Origin of the sequence: uncultured Candidatus Thioglobus sp. (genome assembly GCF_963981275.1) — a bacterium.
Taxonomy (GTDB): Bacteria; Pseudomonadota; Gammaproteobacteria; order PS1; family Pseudothioglobaceae; genus Thioglobus_A.
The window spans coordinates 1-18274 of the sequence record NZ_CAXCCZ010000008.1; the positions used below are offsets into that span (position 1 = coordinate 1).

Genomic DNA, 18274 nt, shown 5'->3' on the forward strand with positions numbered 1-18274 from the left:
ATGGGGCGAGAAACGGGGTTTGAACCCGCGACAACCGGAATCACAATCCGGGGCTCTACCAACTGAGCTATTCCCGCCATAAACTTGGTGCGCCCTTCAGGATTCGAACCTGAGGCCTACGGCTTAGAAGGCCGTTGCTCTATCCAGCTGAGCTAAGGGCGCATAAACCTAAAAAAGGTGCCTCTCTGTTGAAATCCGTTAAGATTGATAGAGGTTTATGAGCAAAACTTATAATATGGTCGGAGTAGAGGGATTTGAACCCCCGACCACCTGGTCCCAAACCAGATACGCTACCAAACTGCGCTATACTCCGAAAAAAAAGAATTATACTTTGTTACGATGAATTGTAAATAGTTAATTCAGGATTTTTTATAATTAATCAATCTTTAATTCTGACCAGATATCATCAACTCTTTGAATGACATCTTTATCCATGACAATTGGTGTACCCCATTCACGATCAGTTTCTCCAGGGAGTTTGTTGGTGGCATCTATTCCCATTTTTGAGCCTAAGCCAGAAACAGGAGAGGCAAAATCAAGATAGTCAATTGGTGTATTGTCGATGAGCGTGGTGTCGCGAGTTGGATCAACACGTGTAGTCATTGCCCAAATAACCTCTTTCCAGTCTTTTACATCAATATCATCATCAACAATAATGACAAACTTGGTGTACATGAATTGACGCAAAAATGACCAAACCCCCATCATCACCCGTTTGGCATGACCTGGGTATTGCTTTTTAATGCTAACCACGGCCATTCGATATGAGCATGCTTCAGGCGGTAGGTAAAAATCAATAATTTCTGGATACTGTTGCTGAAGCAAAGGAACAAAGACTTCATTGAGTGCCACGCCTAAAACAGCAGGCTCGTCAATAGGCTTGCCGGTATAAGTGGAATGATAAATAGGATTGTTGCGATGAGTGATGCGTTCAACCGTAAATACAGGAAAACGCTCAACTTCATTGTAGTAGCCCGTGTGATCGCCATACGGACCTTCGTCAGCCATCTCGTCAGGATGAATAACACCTTCAAGAATAATTTCAGCATTTTCAGGTACTTGCAGGTCACTGCCAATACAAGTGCATACTTTGGTTTTTTTGCCGCGTAGAAGGCCAGCAAAAGCGTATTCACTTAAACTATCAGGAATTGGAGTAACAGCTGCTAGTGTGGTGGCAGGGTCGGCACCAATAGCCACGGCTACTGGATACGGCTTGCCTGGATTTTTCTCACACCAGTCTTTAAAGTCTAGTGCACCGCCACGATGAGATAGCCAGCGCATAATAAGCTTATTTTTGCCAATTACTTGCTGACGATAAATACCCAAGTTTTGGCGCTTTTTTAAAGGCCCTTTGGTAATGGTCAAGCCCCAAGTAATTAGTGGAGCGACATCTCCTGGCCAACAAGTTTGAATGGGAAGAGTTGACAAATCTACCGCATCACCCTCAACAACAACCTCTTGACACTGACCTTTTTTAACAGTTTTAACCGGCATGTTAAGAACTTTTTTAAGGGTTGGTAGCTTTTCAAAGGCATCTTTTAGACCCTTAGGAGGCTCTGGTTGTTTAAGTTCAGCTAGTAGTTTTCCAAGCTTTCTAAGTGCCACCAAATCTTCTTGCCCCATGGCTGCTGCAACGCGCCCTGTGGTGCCAAACAAGTTAGCCAAGACAGGAATACTTGAATCTTTAACATTTTCAAACAATAAGGCAGGCCCTTGCTGATCGAGTGTACGTCGACAGATTTCAGTTATTTCTAAGTTTGCATTAACTTCAGTGGTGATGCGTTTAAGCTCGCCGCGTTTTTCAAGCTCGGCAATAAATTCTCGTAAATCTTGATAGTTCATAATTAATTTAATTAAACGTTTTCAAAGTAAGTGCGGTGCGCTTCAAGCTCTTTTTCGCTCGCTTGGACGATTTTAATTTTGCCAAGATCACGATTTACTCGAATAATTTTTTGATTTTTTTTATCTTCTGCACCAGAGGATTGCTCATTACTAAATAAGGTTGATTGACCACCAGTCATGGCTAAATAAACCTGTGCCAGAATTTGTGCGTCAAGTAGGGCGCCATGTACAGTTCGAGCACTGGCATCAATTTCAAAGCGGCGACATAAAGAGTCAAGGTTGTGTAGCGTACCTGGACGCTGTTGTTTAGACAACTCTAATGAGTCAATAATCGTACAATGGTCTTCAATGCGCTCATCAGATCCAAATAGTTTTAACTCATGATTCAGAAAGCCTAAGTCGAAAGGAGCGTTGTGAATAACTAAAGTTGCCCCTTTAATATAATCCATAAATTCGCTAACAATTTCTTCAAATTTAGGTTTTCCAGTTAAAAACTTATCGGTAATGCCGTGAATTCGAACTGAGTCGCCTACATTGCGCTCAGGCTGAACGTATTGATGGTATTCGTTATTTTCGGTAATCTCTCGATCAACGATTTCAGTACAACCAATTTCAATAATACGATGACCCTCAGAGGGCTCGATTCCAGTGGTTTCAGTATCTAGAACAATTAGTCTTTCCATAAAATATTGCGCCTGTTAATTTTCGTGTAAAATTGATTGATTTTATCATAACTAAAAGTTAGAGAGTATTATGGCAAGAGTAACTGTTGAAGAGTGTTTGGATTTTGTAGATAATCGTTTTGAGCTAGTATTGGTTGCTGCGAAACGTGCCCACCAATTAAGCTCTGGTGGCTATAGATCAACTTTAGATGTGGGTAAAGATAAGCCGACTGTTGTTGCTCTTAGAGAGATTGAGGCGGGTCTTATCAATGCATCCATTCTAACTGAAGAGTATGCCATGGAAGAGGAGCTAACTGCACAACAGAAGGTTCATGACGCTGAAACGACGCAGGAAATCCAAGCAGAATTATCAGTAGCCTCTGTTGACGAAGGTGTTGACGAAGTTCAAGAGGTTCAAGAATAGCATCTAGTTAAAAACTGTTTTAATTAAAAATGACGCTACGGCGTCATTTTTTTTCGCCCATTTTTTCAAATTATGATTTTTTATTTTATGATTGTTGACAATGATTGGTAGGTTTAGTAGAATTTAGCTTAATTTAGTTTTTTATTTTAAATATTGTTGACAATATGAATGTAAATGTATTACAGCCTATCAAGCAAGACACGCTATCTGAGCATGTGTTTCAGCAGATTAAAGAGGATATTATTACCGGTGTTATTCCGCAAGGACAAAAGATAGGTGAGACGGATTTAGCCAAATCATATGACATTAGCCGCGGACCATTGCGTGAAGCCTTGCACAAGCTGGAGTCTATTCAATTGGTGGATCGTCGTCCTCACTCTGGCACCAGGGTTATTACTCTAGACTGTGCCATGATGAGAGATGTGTATCAAATGCGTGAAGCAATGGAAGGATTTGCTGTGCGATTAGCTTGTGTTGCTATGCCTCAGTCTGATATTGACAATTTATATCGTTTATTAGAAAAACATGAAGCGACCATCAAGCAATCAGATGGCAAGCAGTATTTTCAAAAAGAAGGGGATTTGGACTTTCATTATTATATTTTTTCCAAATGTCAAAATCAGTGGCTTATTAATTATTTGAATGATAAGTTATACCAAGTATTAAGAATGTGTCGTCATCGCACCAGTCAAATACCATTTCGAGTGGAGCCAGCATTGCATGATCATTATGCAATTGTTAATGCAATTAATGATAGAGATCCCGAATTGGCAGAAATATTAATGCGCAGACATATTAGTGGCGCATGGAAAATTTTAGAAAACTTATTAAATCAAGAAGAAATCAAGGAATAAATATGAGTGCAGGTAAAGCGTTTCGTCAAGCAGTAGAAGATAACAACCCATTGCAAGTCGTTGGTGCAGTTAATGCTTATTCGGCCATTATGGCAGAAAAAGTTGGCCACCAGGCTATATACCTTTCAGGCGGTGGCGTGGCTGCTTGTTCAATGGGTATTCCTGATCTGGGTATTACCACCATGAAGGATGTATTGGAAGATACTTATCGCATCACTGATGCGACCGCATTGCCATTATTAGTTGATATTGATACAGGCTGGGGTGGCGCTTTTAATATCGCCAGATGCGTTCGTGAGTTTACGCGTGCTGGTGCTGGTGCCGTTCATATTGAAGATCAGGTTATGCAAAAGCGCTGTGGTCATCGCCCTAATAAGGCAATTATCAGTCAACAAGAAATGGTTGACCGTGTGAAATCTGCTGTAGATGCGAAGACAGACTCGGATTTTGTGATTATGGCACGCACAGATGCATTGGCAGTCGAAGGTATGCAGTCTGCGATTGACAGAGCTATTGCTTGCGTAGAGGCTGGTGCAGATATGATTTTCCCAGAAGCTATTAATACACTTGAGCAGTATGAAGAGTTTGTTAAAGCTGTTAATGTGCCAGTATTGGCAAATATTACCGAATTTGGGGCAACACCTTTATTTTCATCTGAGGAGCTTGCTTCTGTTGGTGTAAAACTTCAGTTATATCCACTAAGTGCATTTCGCGCTATGAGCAAGGCAGCGCTAAATGTTTATGAACATATTAAAGCAGATGGTCATCAAAATAATGTCGTCGATACAATGCAAACACGCATGGAATTGTACGACTTTCTTGGATACCATGAATACGAACAAAAACTAGATCAATTATTTGCAAACGAGGAAAAATAATCATGAGTGAAACAACCCAAACAACACCGGGCTTTAAGCCAAAAAAATCAGTTGCTCTTTCCGGTACGCCAGCAGGAAATACTGCCGTGTGTACAGTAGGACGCACGGGCAATGACTTACATTATCGTGGTTATGATATTCTTGAATTTGCAGAAAAGGCTGAATTTGAAGAAATTGCACATCTTATTATTCATGGTACTTTGCCCACAGCTTCCCAACTTAAGTCTTACAAAGCTAAGTTAAAAGGTATGCGCGGATTGCCAACAGCTGTTAAAAATATTCTGGAAAATATTCCACCTTCAGCACACCCAATGGACGTAATGCGTACAGGTTGTTCTGCTATGGGTACTTGTATGACAGAAAAGGATGATCATCCTGAAGCAGAAGCACGCGCTGCCCTGGATCGTTTGATGGCTAGTTTTGGCTCTATGCTATTGTACTGGTATCACTTTAGCCACAATGGCAAACGCATTGAGACGGAGACAGAGGATGATTCAATTGGCGGGCATTTCTTACACATGCTGCATGGAGAGTTACCTTCTGATGAGTGGGTAAAAGCTATGCATGTTTCATTAATACTTTATGCGGAGCATGAGTTTAACGCTTCAACCTTTACAGGGCGAGTTATTGCGGGCACTGAATCTGATATTCATTCTTGTATTACGGGTGCAATTGGCGCATTACGTGGGCCAAAACATGGTGGTGCCAATGAAGTGGCCTCTGATATTCAAAAGCGTTATAACAATGCTGAAGAAGCTGAAGCGGATATTCGTGAACGCATGGCACGTAAAGAAATTATTATTGGCTTTGGTCATCCTGTTTATACCGTTTCTGATCCGCGTAATGAAGTTATTAAACGCGTTGCAAAACAGCTCTCTGAGTCAAATGGAAATACAACCATGTTCAAGGTTGCTGAACGTATTGAATCGGTGATGATGGATGAAAAGAAAATGTTTCCAAATCTAGACTGGTTCTCGGCAGTTTCTTATGAGCAAATGGGTGTTCCAACCGATATGTTTACGCCACTTTTTGTTATCTCAAGAACAACAGGCTGGGGAGCGCATGTGATTGAACAGCGCCAGGACGGAAAGATAATTCGCCCAGCGGCAAACTATACTGGCCCTGAGAATCTTACATTTGTACCTTTGGCTGATCGTGGATAAATGTATAACAATGAGTGGCTTAATTGAATAGCCTACTCAAATAAACTTAAGACAACAAGAAAGTAAATTGACGGAAAAAAGTAACCAATGAATACAAATTATCGCAAACACCTTGATGGTACAGATTTAGATTATTTCGATACGCGTCAAGCGATTGATGAGATTACTTCTGGTGCTTACGCTAAGCTTCCCTATACGTCTCGTATTCTCGCCGAGCAGCTTGTGCGTCGTTGCCAGCCAGAGATGCTCACAGACTCGCTAAAGCAACTTATTGAAAGCAAGCAAGATTTAGATTTTCCTTGGTATCCTGCCCGTGTCGTTTGTCATGATATCTTAGGGCAGACAGCATTGGTTGATTTGGCAGGTTTGCGTGATGCTATTGCAGATCAAGGCGGAGATCCTGCTAAGGTTAACCCGGTAGTGCAGACCCAGTTAATTGTTGATCATTCTCTTGCGGTTGAGGCGCCTGGTTTTGACGCAGATGCATTTGAAAAAAACCGTGCCATTGAAGATCGTCGCAATAAAGACCGTTTTGATTTTATCGAATGGTGCAAAACCTCTTTTAAAAATGTTGATGTTATTCCTGCGGGTAACGGCATTATGCATCAGATTAATTTGGAAAAAATGTCGCCTGTTATTCAAGCGCGAGAAGGTGTTGCATTTCCTGACACTTGTGTGGGTACCGATTCTCACACGCCACACGTTGATGCATTGGGAGTGATGGCAATTGGTGTGGGCGGATTAGAGGCAGAAACAGTTATGCTTGGCTTGCCATCTATGATGCGTCTACCTAATATTATTGGTGTTAAGCTAATAGGTGAGCGCCAGGAAGGTATTACAGCAACTGATGTGGTTCTTGCCATTACTGAGTTTTTACGAAACGAAAAGGTTGTTTCAGCTTATCTAGAATTTTTTGGTGATGGCACTAAAAATCTAACAATCGGAGACCGTGCAACAATCTCTAACATGACGCCTGAATATGGCGCCTCAGCAGGTTTGTTCTATATTGATGAGCAAACCATTGATTATCTAAGGTTAACAGGTCGTGATCCTGAACAAGTTGCTTTAGTTGAGCGCTACGCAAAATCAACAGGCCTTTGGGCAGATGATTTGGTAAATGCTCAATATCAGCGTGTGCTCACGTTTGACTTATCATTGGTTGGTCGTAATATGGCGGGCCCATCTAATCCTCATCGTCGCCTAGCAACTGCTGATCTTGTGTCAAGTGGTATCGCTAAGAATTTGGATAAAGCGCAGGCTGAAGAAGCCGCAGGAAAAATGCCTGATGGTGCGGTTATTATCGCTGCGATCACTTCTTGTACTAACACTTCTAATCCGCGCAATGTTGTTGCCGCTGGACTAGTTGCGCGTAAGGCTAATGAGCTTGGCCTGGTTCGTAAACCTTGGGTTAAGACTTCATTTGCACCAGGTTCAAAAGTTGCTGAACTTTACTTAAAAGAAGCGGGCTTGTTAAGTGAACTTGAAGCGCTTGGATTTGGTATCGTGGGCTTTGCCTGTACAACTTGTAATGGTATGTCTGGTGCGCTAGATCCTGTTATTCGTGATGAGATTATTGAGCGTGATTTATATGCAACAGCGGTGCTTTCTGGGAATCGTAATTTTGATGGTCGTATTCATCCTTATGCGAAACAAGCCTTTCTAGCGTCTCCACCTTTGGTGGTTGCCTATGCACTGGCAGGTACCATGCGCTTTGACATTGAACAAGATAGCTTGGGTAACGATAAAAATGGCAACCCAATTACCTTGAAAGATATTTGGCCTTCAGATACAGAAATCGATGCAATTGTAAAATCCAGTGTTAAGCCGCAAATGTTTCAACAAATTTATAACCCAATGTTTGATCTTGGCGTTATACAAGAGGCAAAGAGTCCTTTATATGATTGGGATGATAAAAGCACTTACATTAGTCGCCCTCCTTACTGGGAAGGTGCGTTAGCAGGTGAGCGAACCATGAAAGGTATGCGTCCTCTTGCTGTATTGGGTGACAACATTACCACCGATCATTTATCGCCGTCAAATGCAATTATGCTGGATAGCGCCGCAGGTGCTTATTTACATAAAATGGGTTTACCAGAAGAGGATTTCAACTCTTATGCTACTCACCGTGGTGATCATTTAACAGCGCAACGTGCCACTTTTGCTAATCCAAAATTGTTGAACGAAATGTGTCGTGATGGTGTTAATGGAAAAACAGGAGAAATCAAGCAAGGTTCACTTGCTCGTGTTGAGCCAGAAAGTGTGGAAATGCGTATGTGGGAAGCAATCGAAACCTACATGGATCGTGCCCAACCTCTAATCATTATTGCAGGTGCTGACTATGGTCAGGGTTCGTCACGTGATTGGGCTGCAAAAGGAGTTCGTTTGGCGGGTGTTGAAACAATTATTGCTGAAGGTTTTGAGCGTATTCATAGAACCAATTTGGTTGGTATGGGTGTATTGCCACTTGAATTTGTTAAAAATGAAACGCGTGCAACTTATCATATTGATGGTAGTGAAACCTTTGATGTTGAAGGTGAGATTGCACCAGGGTCTGATCTAATTGTGAAAATGACGCGTACTAATGGCGAGCGTGTAGACATTCCAGTTAAGTGTCGCCTAGATACGGCTGAAGAAGTTCAGGTTTATTCTGCTGGTGGTGTGTTACAGCGTTTTGCACAAGATTTTTTAGAGGAAAACTCATAATGACTTTTAAGCCTCAAATTAAAATTCCTGCTACGTATATGCGTGGCGGAACTAGTAAAGGGGTTTTCTTTAATCTGGACGATCTACCTGAAGTGTGCAAAGTCGCCGGTGCAGCGCGCGATGCGATGCTGCTTCGTGTTATTGGCAGCCCTGATCCGTATCATAAGCAAACTGACGGCATGGGCGGGGCAACCTCAAGCACTAGTAAAAGTGTTATCTTATCGAAAAGCTCAAAAATAGACCATGATGTTGATTATCTTTTTGGTCAAGTGTCCATTGATAAGCCTTTTGTGGATTGGAGCGGAAATTGTGGAAATTTGACTGCTGCCGTTGGCTCTTTTGCAATTGGCCAGGGTTTGGTTGATGTCGAACGCATTCCCAAAAATGGCATAGCGACTGTTCGCATTTGGCAGGAAAACATTAGCAAAACTATCATTGCCCAAGTGCCGATGATTGATGGCGAGGTTCAGGAAACAGGCGATTTCGAGTTAGATGGTGTCACCTTTCCTGCAGCAGAAGTTCAGGTTGAATTCATGAGCCCAGTGGATGCTTCTGAAGCCATGTTCCCGACTGGAAATTTAGTGGATGATTTGGAGGTTCCTGGGGTTGGCACATTTAAAGTAACAATGATTAACGCAGGCATTCCAACAATTTTCTTGAATGCTGAGGCGATTAATTACACTGGTATAGAGTTGCAAACTGATATTAATAGTGATAAAAAGGCTTTAGCCATGTTTGAGACTATTCGTGCATATGGCGCTATAAAGATGGGCCTGATAGATGACATTGAGCAGGCTGCAGATCGTCAGCACACACCTAAAGTTGCTTTTGTTGGCCAGTCTCAAGACTACACCTCTTCGAGTGCTAAAACGATTAATGCAGATGATATTGATTTGAACGTTAGAGCTTTATCGATGGGGCTATTGCACCATGCAATGATGGGAACTGCGGCAGTAGCCATTGGAACTGCAGCAGTCATTCCTGGTACGCTAGTAAATCTTGCGGCCGGTGGTAGTGAGCGAAAGTCGGTAGTTTTTGGACATCCGTCAGGTACTCTAAAGGTGGGCGCAGAAGCTGTGCAAGACAAGGGTGATTGGACGGTCAACAAGGTGGTAATGAGTCGCAGTGCTAGAATCTTAATGAAAGGCTCCGTGTACATTCCTGGCAATGTTTTTGATCATTTATAATGGGTTAAATGACTAATAAATTTTAGAGAGAGTTAAAAGATTAAATAAATAACATTTTCCTGCTTTAATGTTTTTTTAGGTTGGATTGATGTTTAACGATAGGAGATTCAAAATGAACTACCAACAAGAATTGGACGCATCAAAAAATGACCCAGAAGGATTCTGGAAAGAAAAATCTGAAGACCTTAAATGGTTCCAGCCACCACAAAAAGTTTTAACACAAGATGAAGAGGGTATTCATCACTGGTTTGCAGATGGTGAAATGAATACAGCCTACATGGCACTTGATTATCATGTTGAAAATGGCCGTGCTGATCAAGCTGCGTTAATTTACGACTCACCAGTTACCAATACAAAAAAGACCTATAGCTACCGAGAGCTTCGTGATGAAGTGGCGCAAACTGCAGGCATGCTAAAAGACTTGGGGGTTGAAAAAGGTGATCGTGTTATTGTATATATGCCTATGATTCCTCAAGCGGCAGTTGCAATGTTAGCTTGTGCTCGTATTGGTGCTATTCACTCAGTTGTTTTTGGTGGTTTTGCGGCGCCTGAGTTGGCGGTTCGAATTGATGATGCCAGTCCAAAAGTCATTTTAAGCGCCTCTTGTGGTATTGAAATAAAGCGCGTTATTGAATACAAGCCATTAATTGATAATGCCATTAAAATTGCCAAACATACACCGAAAAATGTTGTGGTTTATCAACGCCCTGAAGCAGTAGCCGATCTTTCTCAAGATGGTGATTTAGACTGGGTAGAGGTTGTCAGTAAAGCTAAAGCAGCGCCATGTACGCCAGTTAAAGGAACTGATTTACTCTACATTCTATATACGTCTGGCACCACTGGCAAGCCTAAGGGAGTGGTGCGTGAAAATGGTGGCCATGCGGTTGCAATGAAGTATAGTATGAGTGCCATTTATGACATGAAGCCAGGTGAGGTTTTTTGGTCTGCCTCTGACGTGGGCTGGGTAGTGGGCCATTCTTATATTGTGTATGCACCATTATTGCAAGGGTGTACAACAGTATTTTTTGAAGGAAAGCCAATTATGACGCCTGATGCAGGCGCCTTTTGGCGGGTAATTTCTGATTACAAAGTTAAGGCATTATTTACAGCGCCGACTGCCTTCAGAGCAATTAAAAAAGAAGATCCTAATGGTGATTTCATTAAGCAATATGATTTATCCTCTCTAAAAACTTTATTTGCTGCGGGTGAGCGACTAGATCCACCAACTTACGAATGGCTCAATGAGCAGTTTGATCTACCTATTATTGATCATTGGTGGCAAACAGAAACAGGTTGGGCAATTTCAGCCAATATGCTAGGTATTGAAAAGATGCCGATTAAGCCAGGCTCGTCAACCGTACCTGTACCAGGTTTTAATGTGAGTATTTTGGATGACAACGGTCAAGAGGTTGCTGCTAATCAGCAAGGCAATATTGCTATTAAGCTACCTTTACCTCCTAGTTGTTTAACCACAGTATGGGGTGATATGGATCGATTTAAGGCAGGCTATTTAGAAACCTTTCCGGGTTACTACGTCAGTGGTGATGGTGGCTATATTGATGATGATGGATATCTTTTTGTGATGGGGCGTACTGATGATGTAATTAACGTTTCCGGTCATCGATTGTCAACAGGTGAGATGGAAGAAATTATTGGCACGCACCCAGCTGTGGCAGAGTGTGCAGTGATTGGCAGAAACGACAATCTTAAAGGACAGATGCCATTAGGATTTGCCATTTTGAAGTCAGGCGCTGAGTTTGATCAAGCAGACATTAAACAAGCGTTGGTTCAATTAATGCGAGAGAAAATTGGTGCAGTAGCCTGTTACAAAGACACTGTTATTGTTGAGCGTTTACCTAAAACACGCTCTGGTAAAATTTTGAGAAAAACCTTGAGACAATTGGTAGATGGCGAAGATTATGTTGTACCGTCAACTATTGATGATCCTGCTATTTTGGATGAGATTCAGCAGGCCTTGCCATAATGTAAGCATCCCTCAAATCATGTGTTAATCTGATGATTGTTTATCTTGATTCTTATCAAGAATGACTTTTAGGTATTATTTTTTTTTAGGTATTATTTGTTGTTAAACAATACACATACCAAAAAAGATGATCAAGGTTGAAAATACAGAAATTCGTTTCCATGAGAACTGGCCTGATATAGATGTAAATCTAGCAATGGCCGTGCTTAATCTAGGTAGGGCATCTTCTCAATTTAACTTGCTTGTTGAAAGTGTTTGCGAGCAGTTTGACCTTTCTGTGTTTGAGCTTGAGGTATTGGTATTACTACGCTCTTTTCCTTATCCCCATAGACTAACCCCTTCTTTATTGTCCAGCTCACTCATGGTCTCTTCAGGAGGTTTAACCAAGGTCTTAATCAAGCTAGAATCTAAAAACTATATTATTAGAGATGCAAACCCTACAGATAAAAGAAGTAAGATTGTTAGACTTACCGAGCTTGGTGTTGAATTTATTGAAAAAAACTATCCATTAGTACAGTATATGTCTAAGCAGTTTTTTGAGTCTAAGTTGTCTAAACGAGAGTTGGCGTTATTAACAAATTTGTTGACAAAATTACTTAAAAATTAAAAAAGTTTTTTTATCTTTTTCCAGAAACCTTTCCAGAAACCTTTCCAGAAAGGTATATTAGAAAATAATGATAGTTAAAACAGAGTTGTTATTCTGAGTATCATTGAATTGGAAAAAACAATAATAGGGGAAATACAAATGAGTGAGAATACGAAAGACCAAAATACAATAAGTCGTAGAGACATGTTAAAAACCAGTGCGGCACTAGCAGCAGCACCAATGTTTTTTACTAAAGGCGCTTATGCAAAAGATTTTACTAACAATCCAGGAAATTCATCTACTGTCACATTAGGTTTTAATGTGCCACAGACTGGCGCATACGCTGACGAAGGTGCAGACGAGTTACGTGCCTTTAAACTAGCTGTTAAGCATTTAAATGGTGAAGGCGATGGCGGTATGATGAATACCATGAAGCCAATGAATTTAACCGGCAATGGTATTTTAGGTAAGAAGGTTACTTATGTAACAGGTGATACGCAAACTAAGTCAGACGCAGCACGTGCCTCTGCTAAGCGTATGATTGAGAAAGATAATGTTATTATGTTCTCTGGTGGTTCATCATCAGGTGTGGCAATTGCAGTACAAAGTCTAGCGCAAGAAGCGGGCGTTATTTTCATGGCTGGCCTAACTCACTCAAATGATACAACAGGTAAGGATAAGCGTCGTTACGGTTTCCGTCATTTCTTTAATGCGAAAATGACAGGTTCTGCTTTGGGTCCTGTACTTAAAGAAGAAATGGGTACCAATAGAAACGCATACCACCTGACTTCTGATTACACTTGGGGTTGGACACAAGAAGAGTCTATTAGAGAAACTACAGAAGGCTTGGGTTGGAATACAACTGCAGCTGTTAAAACACCAGTAGGTGCTGGCGACTTCTCACAGTTTATTACGCCAATTTTAAATTCAGGTGCTGACACGCTAATTCTTAACCACTATGGTAAGGATATGATTAACTCATTGACGCAGTCTGTACAGTTTGGTTTGCGCGACAAATTAGTTAATGGTAAACAGTTTGAAATTATTGTGCCTTTATACTCTCGTCTTATGGCACAGGGTGCTGGTAAAAACCTACAGGGTATTTTGGGTACAACTAACTGGGATTGGCAGTTAAAAGACGAAGGTTCTAAAGCTTTCGTTAAATCATTCGGTACAGAGTACGGCTTCCCACCTTCAATGGCGGCACATACTTGTTACGTACAAACATTGCTTTATGCAAATGCTTGTGAAAATGCGGGTACATTCTATCCACCTGAAGTTATCAGACAACTAGAAGGCTTTAAGTTTGATGGTATGGGTAACGGTGCAACTGAGTATCGTGCTGAAGATCACCAGTGTTTCAAAGATGTATTGGTGGTTCGTGGTAAGCAAAATCCAAGTACACAGTTTGACCTACTTGATATCGTTAAAGAAGTGCCACGTGCTCAGGTTGAGTACGATGCATCAATTTTTGGTGGTAATCTAGGTCCTTACAAAGTCTAAGTTTCTAAGGTTTTAATCTGGAGTGCCAATTGCAAGTTAGTTGTGGTTGGCATTTTTTATGATTTGAATTTATTGTAACTTAATCGGAGGAATTTCCTCTTATTAAGTTACAATAAATATTTGTTATAACTTAATAAGAGAGAATCTATTATGGACGCTGTTTTAATACAATTACTTAACGGTCTAGATAAAGGCGCAGCTTATGCTTTAATTGCGCTTGGACTAACATTGGTATTTGGTACACTGGGTGTGGTGAATTTTGCACATGGCGCATTGTTTATGTTGGGTGCGTTTTGCGCAGTCACATTTCAGAAAATTTTAACCATATCGGTTAAGGTGATTGACCCAAGTATTACTTTTTTTACTGCTTATAAGGAACAGGCATATCTAGAGATATGGTTTGGGGATGTGGGGCTCACCATTATAGATTATGCGGTACCGTTATCTATTCTGATGGCGATACCTGTGATGCTGTTGATTGGTCTAGCTATGGAAAGAGGGCTGATCAGGCACTTCTATAAGCGTACGCATGCAGAGCAAATTTTGGTTACTTTCGGCTTGGCGATTGTTATTCAAGAGGTGATTCGTCATTTCTTTGGCGCTAATCCGATTCCTATGCCAGCACCTGATATTGTATCTAGTAGTGCAGCAGTCGGAACTTGGTTAGGCTTGAGTGATAACTTGGTATACCCTTGGTGGCGATTAATCTATTTATCTTTTTCATTATTGGTTATCGGTTCTGTGTTTGCATTCCTGCAGCTAACTACGTTTGGAATGGTAGTTAGAGCGGGTATGTTTGACCGTCAAATGGTTGGATTTTTAGGTATTAATGTGCAACGAAAATTTACCATTGTATTTGGCCTTGCATCAGTTGTTGCAGGACTCGCAGGTGTGATGTATGCACCAATTTTGCCGCCTGATTACCATATGGGGATGGACTTCTTGGTTCTTTCTTTTGTGGTAGTTGTGGTTGGCGGCATGGGCTCTTTACCTGGTGCTGTTGCTGCAGGATTTTTATTGGGAGTTTTGCAATCATTCGCATCTATGACTATTGTAAGTCAGTATCTACCAGGCATTGATCAAGTTATTATTTATTTAGTTGCTGTGATTATTTTGTTAACACGTCCTCGTGGTTTGATGGGGCGTAAAGGTGTAATGGAGGACTAGAGCATGAAAATTGAAAAAAAACGTAGTGATCTCTTTATCATGGCAATTTTTACAATTGTTATATTAAGCATGCCGGTGTGGCTAAGTCCTCTTGGTGCTAACTACCCAGACTTATTGCAAAAATTTGCTATTTTTGGTATTTTTGCGATTGGCTATAATATTTTATTTGGTTTAACTGGGTATTTGTCATTCGGTCATGCTATCTTCATTGGTGTAGGCTCTTATACAGCCGTTTGGTCTTTTAAGCTGTTGAGCATGAACGTGCTTCCAGCAATTGTTTTTGGTACGCTGTTTGCTGGCATTATTGCCGCCTTGGTAGGGTATGTCAGCTTACGCAGATCAGGTATTTACTTTTCGATCCTAACATTAGCCTTTGCACAGATGTTTTATAATTTGGCTTATTCGGTCCTAACACCACTTACTAATGGTGAAACTGGCCTAACAATTGCTGCTGGTGACCCGAGGGTGCTTGACCGCTTGTTTAGTGATGTAGCAACAGGGGGAGGGCTGCCTTCTACTGAGTTATTTGGTATCTCTATGAGTGGATATTCAGGATTTTATTTCACTGCTGTATTACTTATACTGGCATTTTTTATCTCTTTAAAAATATTTAACTCTCCTTTTGGGTTAAAACTTAAAGCGATTAAATCTAACCAACATAGAATGAAATACACGGGCTACAATACCCGACCATACTTGGTGACTGCCTTTATTATTTCTGGCATGTTTGCAGGATTGGCTGGCTCATTGATGGCAGTTACAGATCCATTAGCTGGTGCAGAAAGAATGCAATGGACTGCTTCTGGTGAAGTGGTATTGATGACTATCTTGGGTGGCGTAGGTACATTGTATGGGCCTTTGCTAGGTGTGGCAATTATCAAGTACCTTGAGAATATCTTTTCAGCAGTTAATGAGGCTACTTTACATGGCTTCTTCTCCTTTTTACCTCAGTGGCTTAATGATACGATGGTGGTGGTGGTTTCACCATTTGTTGGTGAGGGTTGGCACCTAACCTTGGGGCTCATGTTTATGATTGTTGTTATCTTCTTACCGGGTGGTGTTACAGAGGGTTTCCAGAAGATTAAAAATAGATTTACAAAAAATAAAGAACAAGAAAAATTAAAACAAGGAGGCGAATAAAATGAGCGAATCTGTTTTAAAAATTAGCAATGTTAATAAAACTTTTGGTGGCTTGAAGGCATTAACTGACATTAATCTTAACATTGAAAAGGGCAAGGTTCATGCAATTATTGGCCCAAATGGCGCAGGTAAGTCAACCTTATTAAATGTTATTATTGGCTTACTAGAGCCAGATACTGGCGAAGTATTATTTGATAACAAGGATGTTATTGGAAAACAAGCACATGAAATCAATCAGATGGGTTTGGTGCGAGTTTTTCAAACACCGGAAATATTTACAGATCTATCTTTACTAGAAAATGTCATGATTCCAGCGTTGGCAAAACGAGACGGCTCCTTTAAGTTTAAAATTTTTAGAGATTTGGCTGACGAAAAAGATATTATGAATGAGGCAGTTGACATCTTGGCAAGTATTGGCATGGAAGATAAAATGCATAATATGTCAGGAAGCATGTCACGTGGTGATAAGCGTCGGCTTGAGTTGGCAATGTGTTTAATACAACATCCAAAGCTATTATTGTTAGACGAGCCAACTGCTGGAATGGCACGACATGACACTAATCAAACCATTGAGCTGCTTAAAAAGATTAAAGAAGGTGGTATGACAAAAATTATTATCGAACATGATATGCATGTTGTGTTTAGTGTTGCAGATACTATTTCTGTACTAGCAAGAGGAAAAATTATTGCAACAGGCACGCCTGATGAAATTAAAGGTAATCCAATCGTACAAGAAGCTTATTTAGGCGGGGGTGAATAATGAGTGATACTAAAAATAAAGCAAAACCTATTGTTTCTCAGGGCGCGGACCCTGCGTTTTTCTCTTGTTGGGATATTCACTCTTATTATGGTGAAAGTTATATTGTTCAAGGTGTTAGCTTTGATATTCGAGAAGGTGAAATTCTTGCATTACTAGGTAGAAATGGTGCGGGCAAAACCTCAACACTTAGATCAATTGCCCGTGCTTCTGATCCACAAGTGAATCACGGAGAGATGTGGTTAGATCACCAGCCTTTGCATGAAATGGAAGATTACCAAGTGGCGCAAGTAGGTGTCGCATTGGTGCCAGAGGATCGTTGTATTATTGGCGGTTTGACGGTGGAAGAAAACTTACAGTTGGCGCAAATAGAAGGGCCTATTGGCTGGACTATAGAGCGTATCTATGAGCATTTTCCAAGATTAGGAGAAAGAAAGGATCAAGATGGTGTTACTCTTTCTGGTGGTGAACAGCAAATGTTGGCAGTTGCCAGAGCGTTGGCGCGTGATGTAAAGCTGTTATTGTTGGATGAGCCTTATGAAGGTCTTGCTCCGGTTATTGTGCATGAAATTGAAGAGATATTGTTAAGCATCAAGAAGTTGGGTATTACTACGATTATTGTTGAACAAAATGCGGTAGCCGCATTGCGTTTAGCTGACAGGGCACTGATATTGGATACTGGAAAGATTGTATTTGACGGTACTGCTCAAGAAGTATTGGATGATGAGGTGTTAAGGCATCAGTACTTAGCCATCTAAAAACGCTTAGATATTGTTCTTTTTGAAGTGTTTTTTTAAACAATACACATACCAAAAAAGATGATCAAGGTTGAAAATACAGAAATTCGTTTCCATGAGAACTGGCCTGATATAGATGTAAATCTAGCAATGGCCGTGCTTAATCTAGGTAGGGCATCTTCTCAATTTAACTTGCTTGTTGAAAGTGTTTGCGAGCAGTTTGACCTTTCTGTGTTTGAGCTTGAGGTATTGGTATTACTACGCTCTTTTCCTTATCCCCATAGACTAACCCCTTCTTTATTGTCCAGCTCACTCATGGTCTCTTCAGGAGGTTTAACCAAGGTCTTAATCAAGCTAGAATCTAAAAACTATATTATTAGAGATGCAAACCCTACAGATAAAAGAAGTAAGATTGTTAGACTTACCGAGCTTGGTGTTGAATTTATTGAAAAAAACTATCCATTAGTACAGTATATGTCTAAGCAGTTTTTTGAGTCTAAGTTGTCTAGACAGGAATTAGTGCTATTAAGTGTTCTCTTAACTAAACTTCTTAAAGGGTAGTTTGACCCATTTTAAAATATTTTTACCACCTCCTTAATATACTTTTCTAGAAAGGTATATTAAGGAATACTGATAGTTGATTTCAGTTAAGCAAAGTGTGTATCATTTTCAGTGATTTAATCAAAA

At 40.6% G+C, this 18274-nt stretch carries 16 protein-coding genes and 3 tRNA genes; 14 read left to right on the top strand and 5 right to left on the bottom strand.

All coding sequences use genetic code 11. The features are described 5' to 3' along the window. Position 1 precedes the first annotated feature (1 nt). From ABNR88_RS02265 to dnaQ, 5 genes are all read right to left on the bottom strand, one after another. Positions 2-77: transfer RNA gene (locus ABNR88_RS02265), tRNA-His, on the bottom strand. A gap of 8 nt (positions 78-85) precedes the next feature. Beyond that, positions 86-162: transfer RNA gene (locus tag ABNR88_RS02270), tRNA-Arg, on the bottom strand. Between the two features lie 74 nt (positions 163-236). Next, a tRNA-Pro gene (locus ABNR88_RS02275) sits at positions 237-313 on the bottom strand. A gap of 62 nt (positions 314-375) precedes the next feature. Beyond that, the gene (gene ubiD, locus ABNR88_RS02280; protein ID WP_348669917.1) at positions 376-1842 is read right to left on the bottom strand and encodes a 4-hydroxy-3-polyprenylbenzoate decarboxylase; all 1467 of its coding nucleotides are present in this window, start codon (positions 1840-1842) and stop codon (positions 376-378) included. Between the two features lie 11 nt (positions 1843-1853). Then, positions 1854-2525 (bottom strand): DNA polymerase III subunit epsilon, encoded by a 672-nt coding sequence (gene dnaQ, locus ABNR88_RS02285; protein ID WP_291927489.1) that lies wholly within the window; start codon positions 2523-2525, stop codon positions 1854-1856. Between the two features lie 70 nt (positions 2526-2595). Between dnaQ and rpoZ the strand changes: the two genes are divergently transcribed. From rpoZ to ABNR88_RS02355, 14 genes are all read left to right on the top strand, one after another. Continuing rightward, entirely contained in the window at positions 2596-2928 is a 333-nt protein-coding gene (gene rpoZ / locus ABNR88_RS02290) for a DNA-directed RNA polymerase subunit omega (RefSeq protein ID WP_291927486.1), read from the top strand. A gap of 164 nt (positions 2929-3092) precedes the next feature. Then, entirely contained in the window at positions 3093-3782 is a 690-nt protein-coding gene (locus tag ABNR88_RS02295) for a GntR family transcriptional regulator (protein WP_291927483.1), read from the top strand. A gap of 2 nt (positions 3783-3784) precedes the next feature. Beyond that, entirely contained in the window at positions 3785-4660 is an 876-nt protein-coding gene (prpB, locus tag ABNR88_RS02300; protein WP_291927480.1) for a methylisocitrate lyase, read from the top strand. Between the two features lie 2 nt (positions 4661-4662). Then, positions 4663-5823: a 2-methylcitrate synthase gene (prpC, locus tag ABNR88_RS02305; protein ID WP_291927477.1), complete on the top strand. Its 1161-nt coding sequence runs from the start codon at positions 4663-4665 to the stop codon at positions 5821-5823. Positions 5824-5910: 87 nt separating this feature from the next. After that, on the top strand, positions 5911-8526 hold the full coding sequence (acnD, locus tag ABNR88_RS02310; RefSeq protein ID WP_348669920.1) for a Fe/S-dependent 2-methylisocitrate dehydratase AcnD: 2616 nt from the start codon (positions 5911-5913) through the stop codon (positions 8524-8526). Further along, positions 8526-9713 carry a 2-methylaconitate cis-trans isomerase PrpF gene (gene prpF, locus ABNR88_RS02315; RefSeq protein WP_291927470.1) on the top strand — a complete coding sequence of 396 codons (1188 nt, stop codon included), beginning with the start codon at positions 8526-8528 and terminating at the stop codon, positions 9711-9713. Before acnD ends, prpF begins: the two co-directional genes overlap by 1 nt. 112 nt (positions 9714-9825) lie before the next feature. Beyond that, positions 9826-11697, top strand: a complete 1872-nt coding sequence (locus ABNR88_RS02320) for a propionyl-CoA synthetase (protein ID WP_291927467.1) — start codon at positions 9826-9828, stop codon at positions 11695-11697. Positions 11698-11824: 127 nt separating this feature from the next. Further along, positions 11825-12304, top strand: coding sequence for a MarR family transcriptional regulator (locus tag ABNR88_RS02325; protein ID WP_291927464.1), 480 nt, complete (start codon positions 11825-11827; stop codon positions 12302-12304). Between the two features lie 138 nt (positions 12305-12442). Next, on the top strand, positions 12443-13786 hold the full coding sequence (locus ABNR88_RS02330) for an ABC transporter substrate-binding protein (RefSeq protein WP_291927460.1): 1344 nt from the start codon (positions 12443-12445) through the stop codon (positions 13784-13786). A gap of 150 nt (positions 13787-13936) precedes the next feature. Further along, positions 13937-14953: a branched-chain amino acid ABC transporter permease gene (locus ABNR88_RS02335; protein ID WP_291927457.1), complete on the top strand. Its 1017-nt coding sequence runs from the start codon at positions 13937-13939 to the stop codon at positions 14951-14953. Between the two features lie 3 nt (positions 14954-14956). Then, the gene (locus ABNR88_RS02340; protein WP_291927454.1) at positions 14957-16093 is read left to right on the top strand and encodes a branched-chain amino acid ABC transporter permease; all 1137 of its coding nucleotides are present in this window, start codon (positions 14957-14959) and stop codon (positions 16091-16093) included. A gap of 1 nt (position 16094) precedes the next feature. Next, entirely contained in the window at positions 16095-16853 is a 759-nt protein-coding gene (locus tag ABNR88_RS02345) for an ABC transporter ATP-binding protein (protein ID WP_291927451.1), read from the top strand. After that, a complete protein-coding gene (locus ABNR88_RS02350) occupies positions 16853-17608 on the top strand; it encodes an ABC transporter ATP-binding protein (protein WP_291927449.1) in 756 nt (251 codons plus the stop codon). The genes ABNR88_RS02345 and ABNR88_RS02350 overlap by 1 nt, the downstream gene beginning before the upstream one ends. A gap of 60 nt (positions 17609-17668) precedes the next feature. Continuing rightward, on the top strand, positions 17669-18148 hold the full coding sequence (locus ABNR88_RS02355; RefSeq protein WP_291927446.1) for a MarR family transcriptional regulator: 480 nt from the start codon (positions 17669-17671) through the stop codon (positions 18146-18148). The last annotated feature ends 126 nt before the right edge of the window (positions 18149-18274 follow it).

Excerpts from the sequence above, each read along its gene's own strand:
- ubiD (WP_348669917.1), bottom strand. The coding sequence starts at position 1,842 with ATGAACTATCAAGATTTACGAGAATTTATTGCCGAGCTTGAAAAACGC.
- dnaQ (WP_291927489.1), bottom strand. The coding sequence starts at position 2,525 with ATGGAAAGACTAATTGTTCTAGATACTGAAACCACTGGAATCGAGCCC.
- rpoZ (WP_291927486.1), top strand. The coding sequence starts at position 2,596 with ATGGCAAGAGTAACTGTTGAAGAGTGTTTGGATTTTGTAGATAATCGT.
- ABNR88_RS02295 (WP_291927483.1), top strand. The coding sequence starts at position 3,093 with ATGAATGTAAATGTATTACAGCCTATCAAGCAAGACACGCTATCTGAG.
- prpB (WP_291927480.1), top strand. The coding sequence starts at position 3,785 with ATGAGTGCAGGTAAAGCGTTTCGTCAAGCAGTAGAAGATAACAACCCA.
- prpC (WP_291927477.1), top strand. The coding sequence starts at position 4,663 with ATGAGTGAAACAACCCAAACAACACCGGGCTTTAAGCCAAAAAAATCA.
- acnD (WP_348669920.1), top strand. The coding sequence starts at position 5,911 with ATGAATACAAATTATCGCAAACACCTTGATGGTACAGATTTAGATTAT.
- prpF (WP_291927470.1), top strand. The coding sequence starts at position 8,526 with ATGACTTTTAAGCCTCAAATTAAAATTCCTGCTACGTATATGCGTGGC.
- ABNR88_RS02320 (WP_291927467.1), top strand. The coding sequence starts at position 9,826 with ATGAACTACCAACAAGAATTGGACGCATCAAAAAATGACCCAGAAGGA.
- ABNR88_RS02325 (WP_291927464.1), top strand. The coding sequence starts at position 11,825 with ATGATCAAGGTTGAAAATACAGAAATTCGTTTCCATGAGAACTGGCCT.
- ABNR88_RS02330 (WP_291927460.1), top strand. The coding sequence starts at position 12,443 with ATGAGTGAGAATACGAAAGACCAAAATACAATAAGTCGTAGAGACATG.
- ABNR88_RS02335 (WP_291927457.1), top strand. The coding sequence starts at position 13,937 with ATGGACGCTGTTTTAATACAATTACTTAACGGTCTAGATAAAGGCGCA.
- ABNR88_RS02340 (WP_291927454.1), top strand. The coding sequence starts at position 14,957 with ATGAAAATTGAAAAAAAACGTAGTGATCTCTTTATCATGGCAATTTTT.
- ABNR88_RS02345 (WP_291927451.1), top strand. The coding sequence starts at position 16,095 with ATGAGCGAATCTGTTTTAAAAATTAGCAATGTTAATAAAACTTTTGGT.
- ABNR88_RS02350 (WP_291927449.1), top strand. The coding sequence starts at position 16,853 with ATGAGTGATACTAAAAATAAAGCAAAACCTATTGTTTCTCAGGGCGCG.
- ABNR88_RS02355 (WP_291927446.1), top strand. The coding sequence starts at position 17,669 with ATGATCAAGGTTGAAAATACAGAAATTCGTTTCCATGAGAACTGGCCT.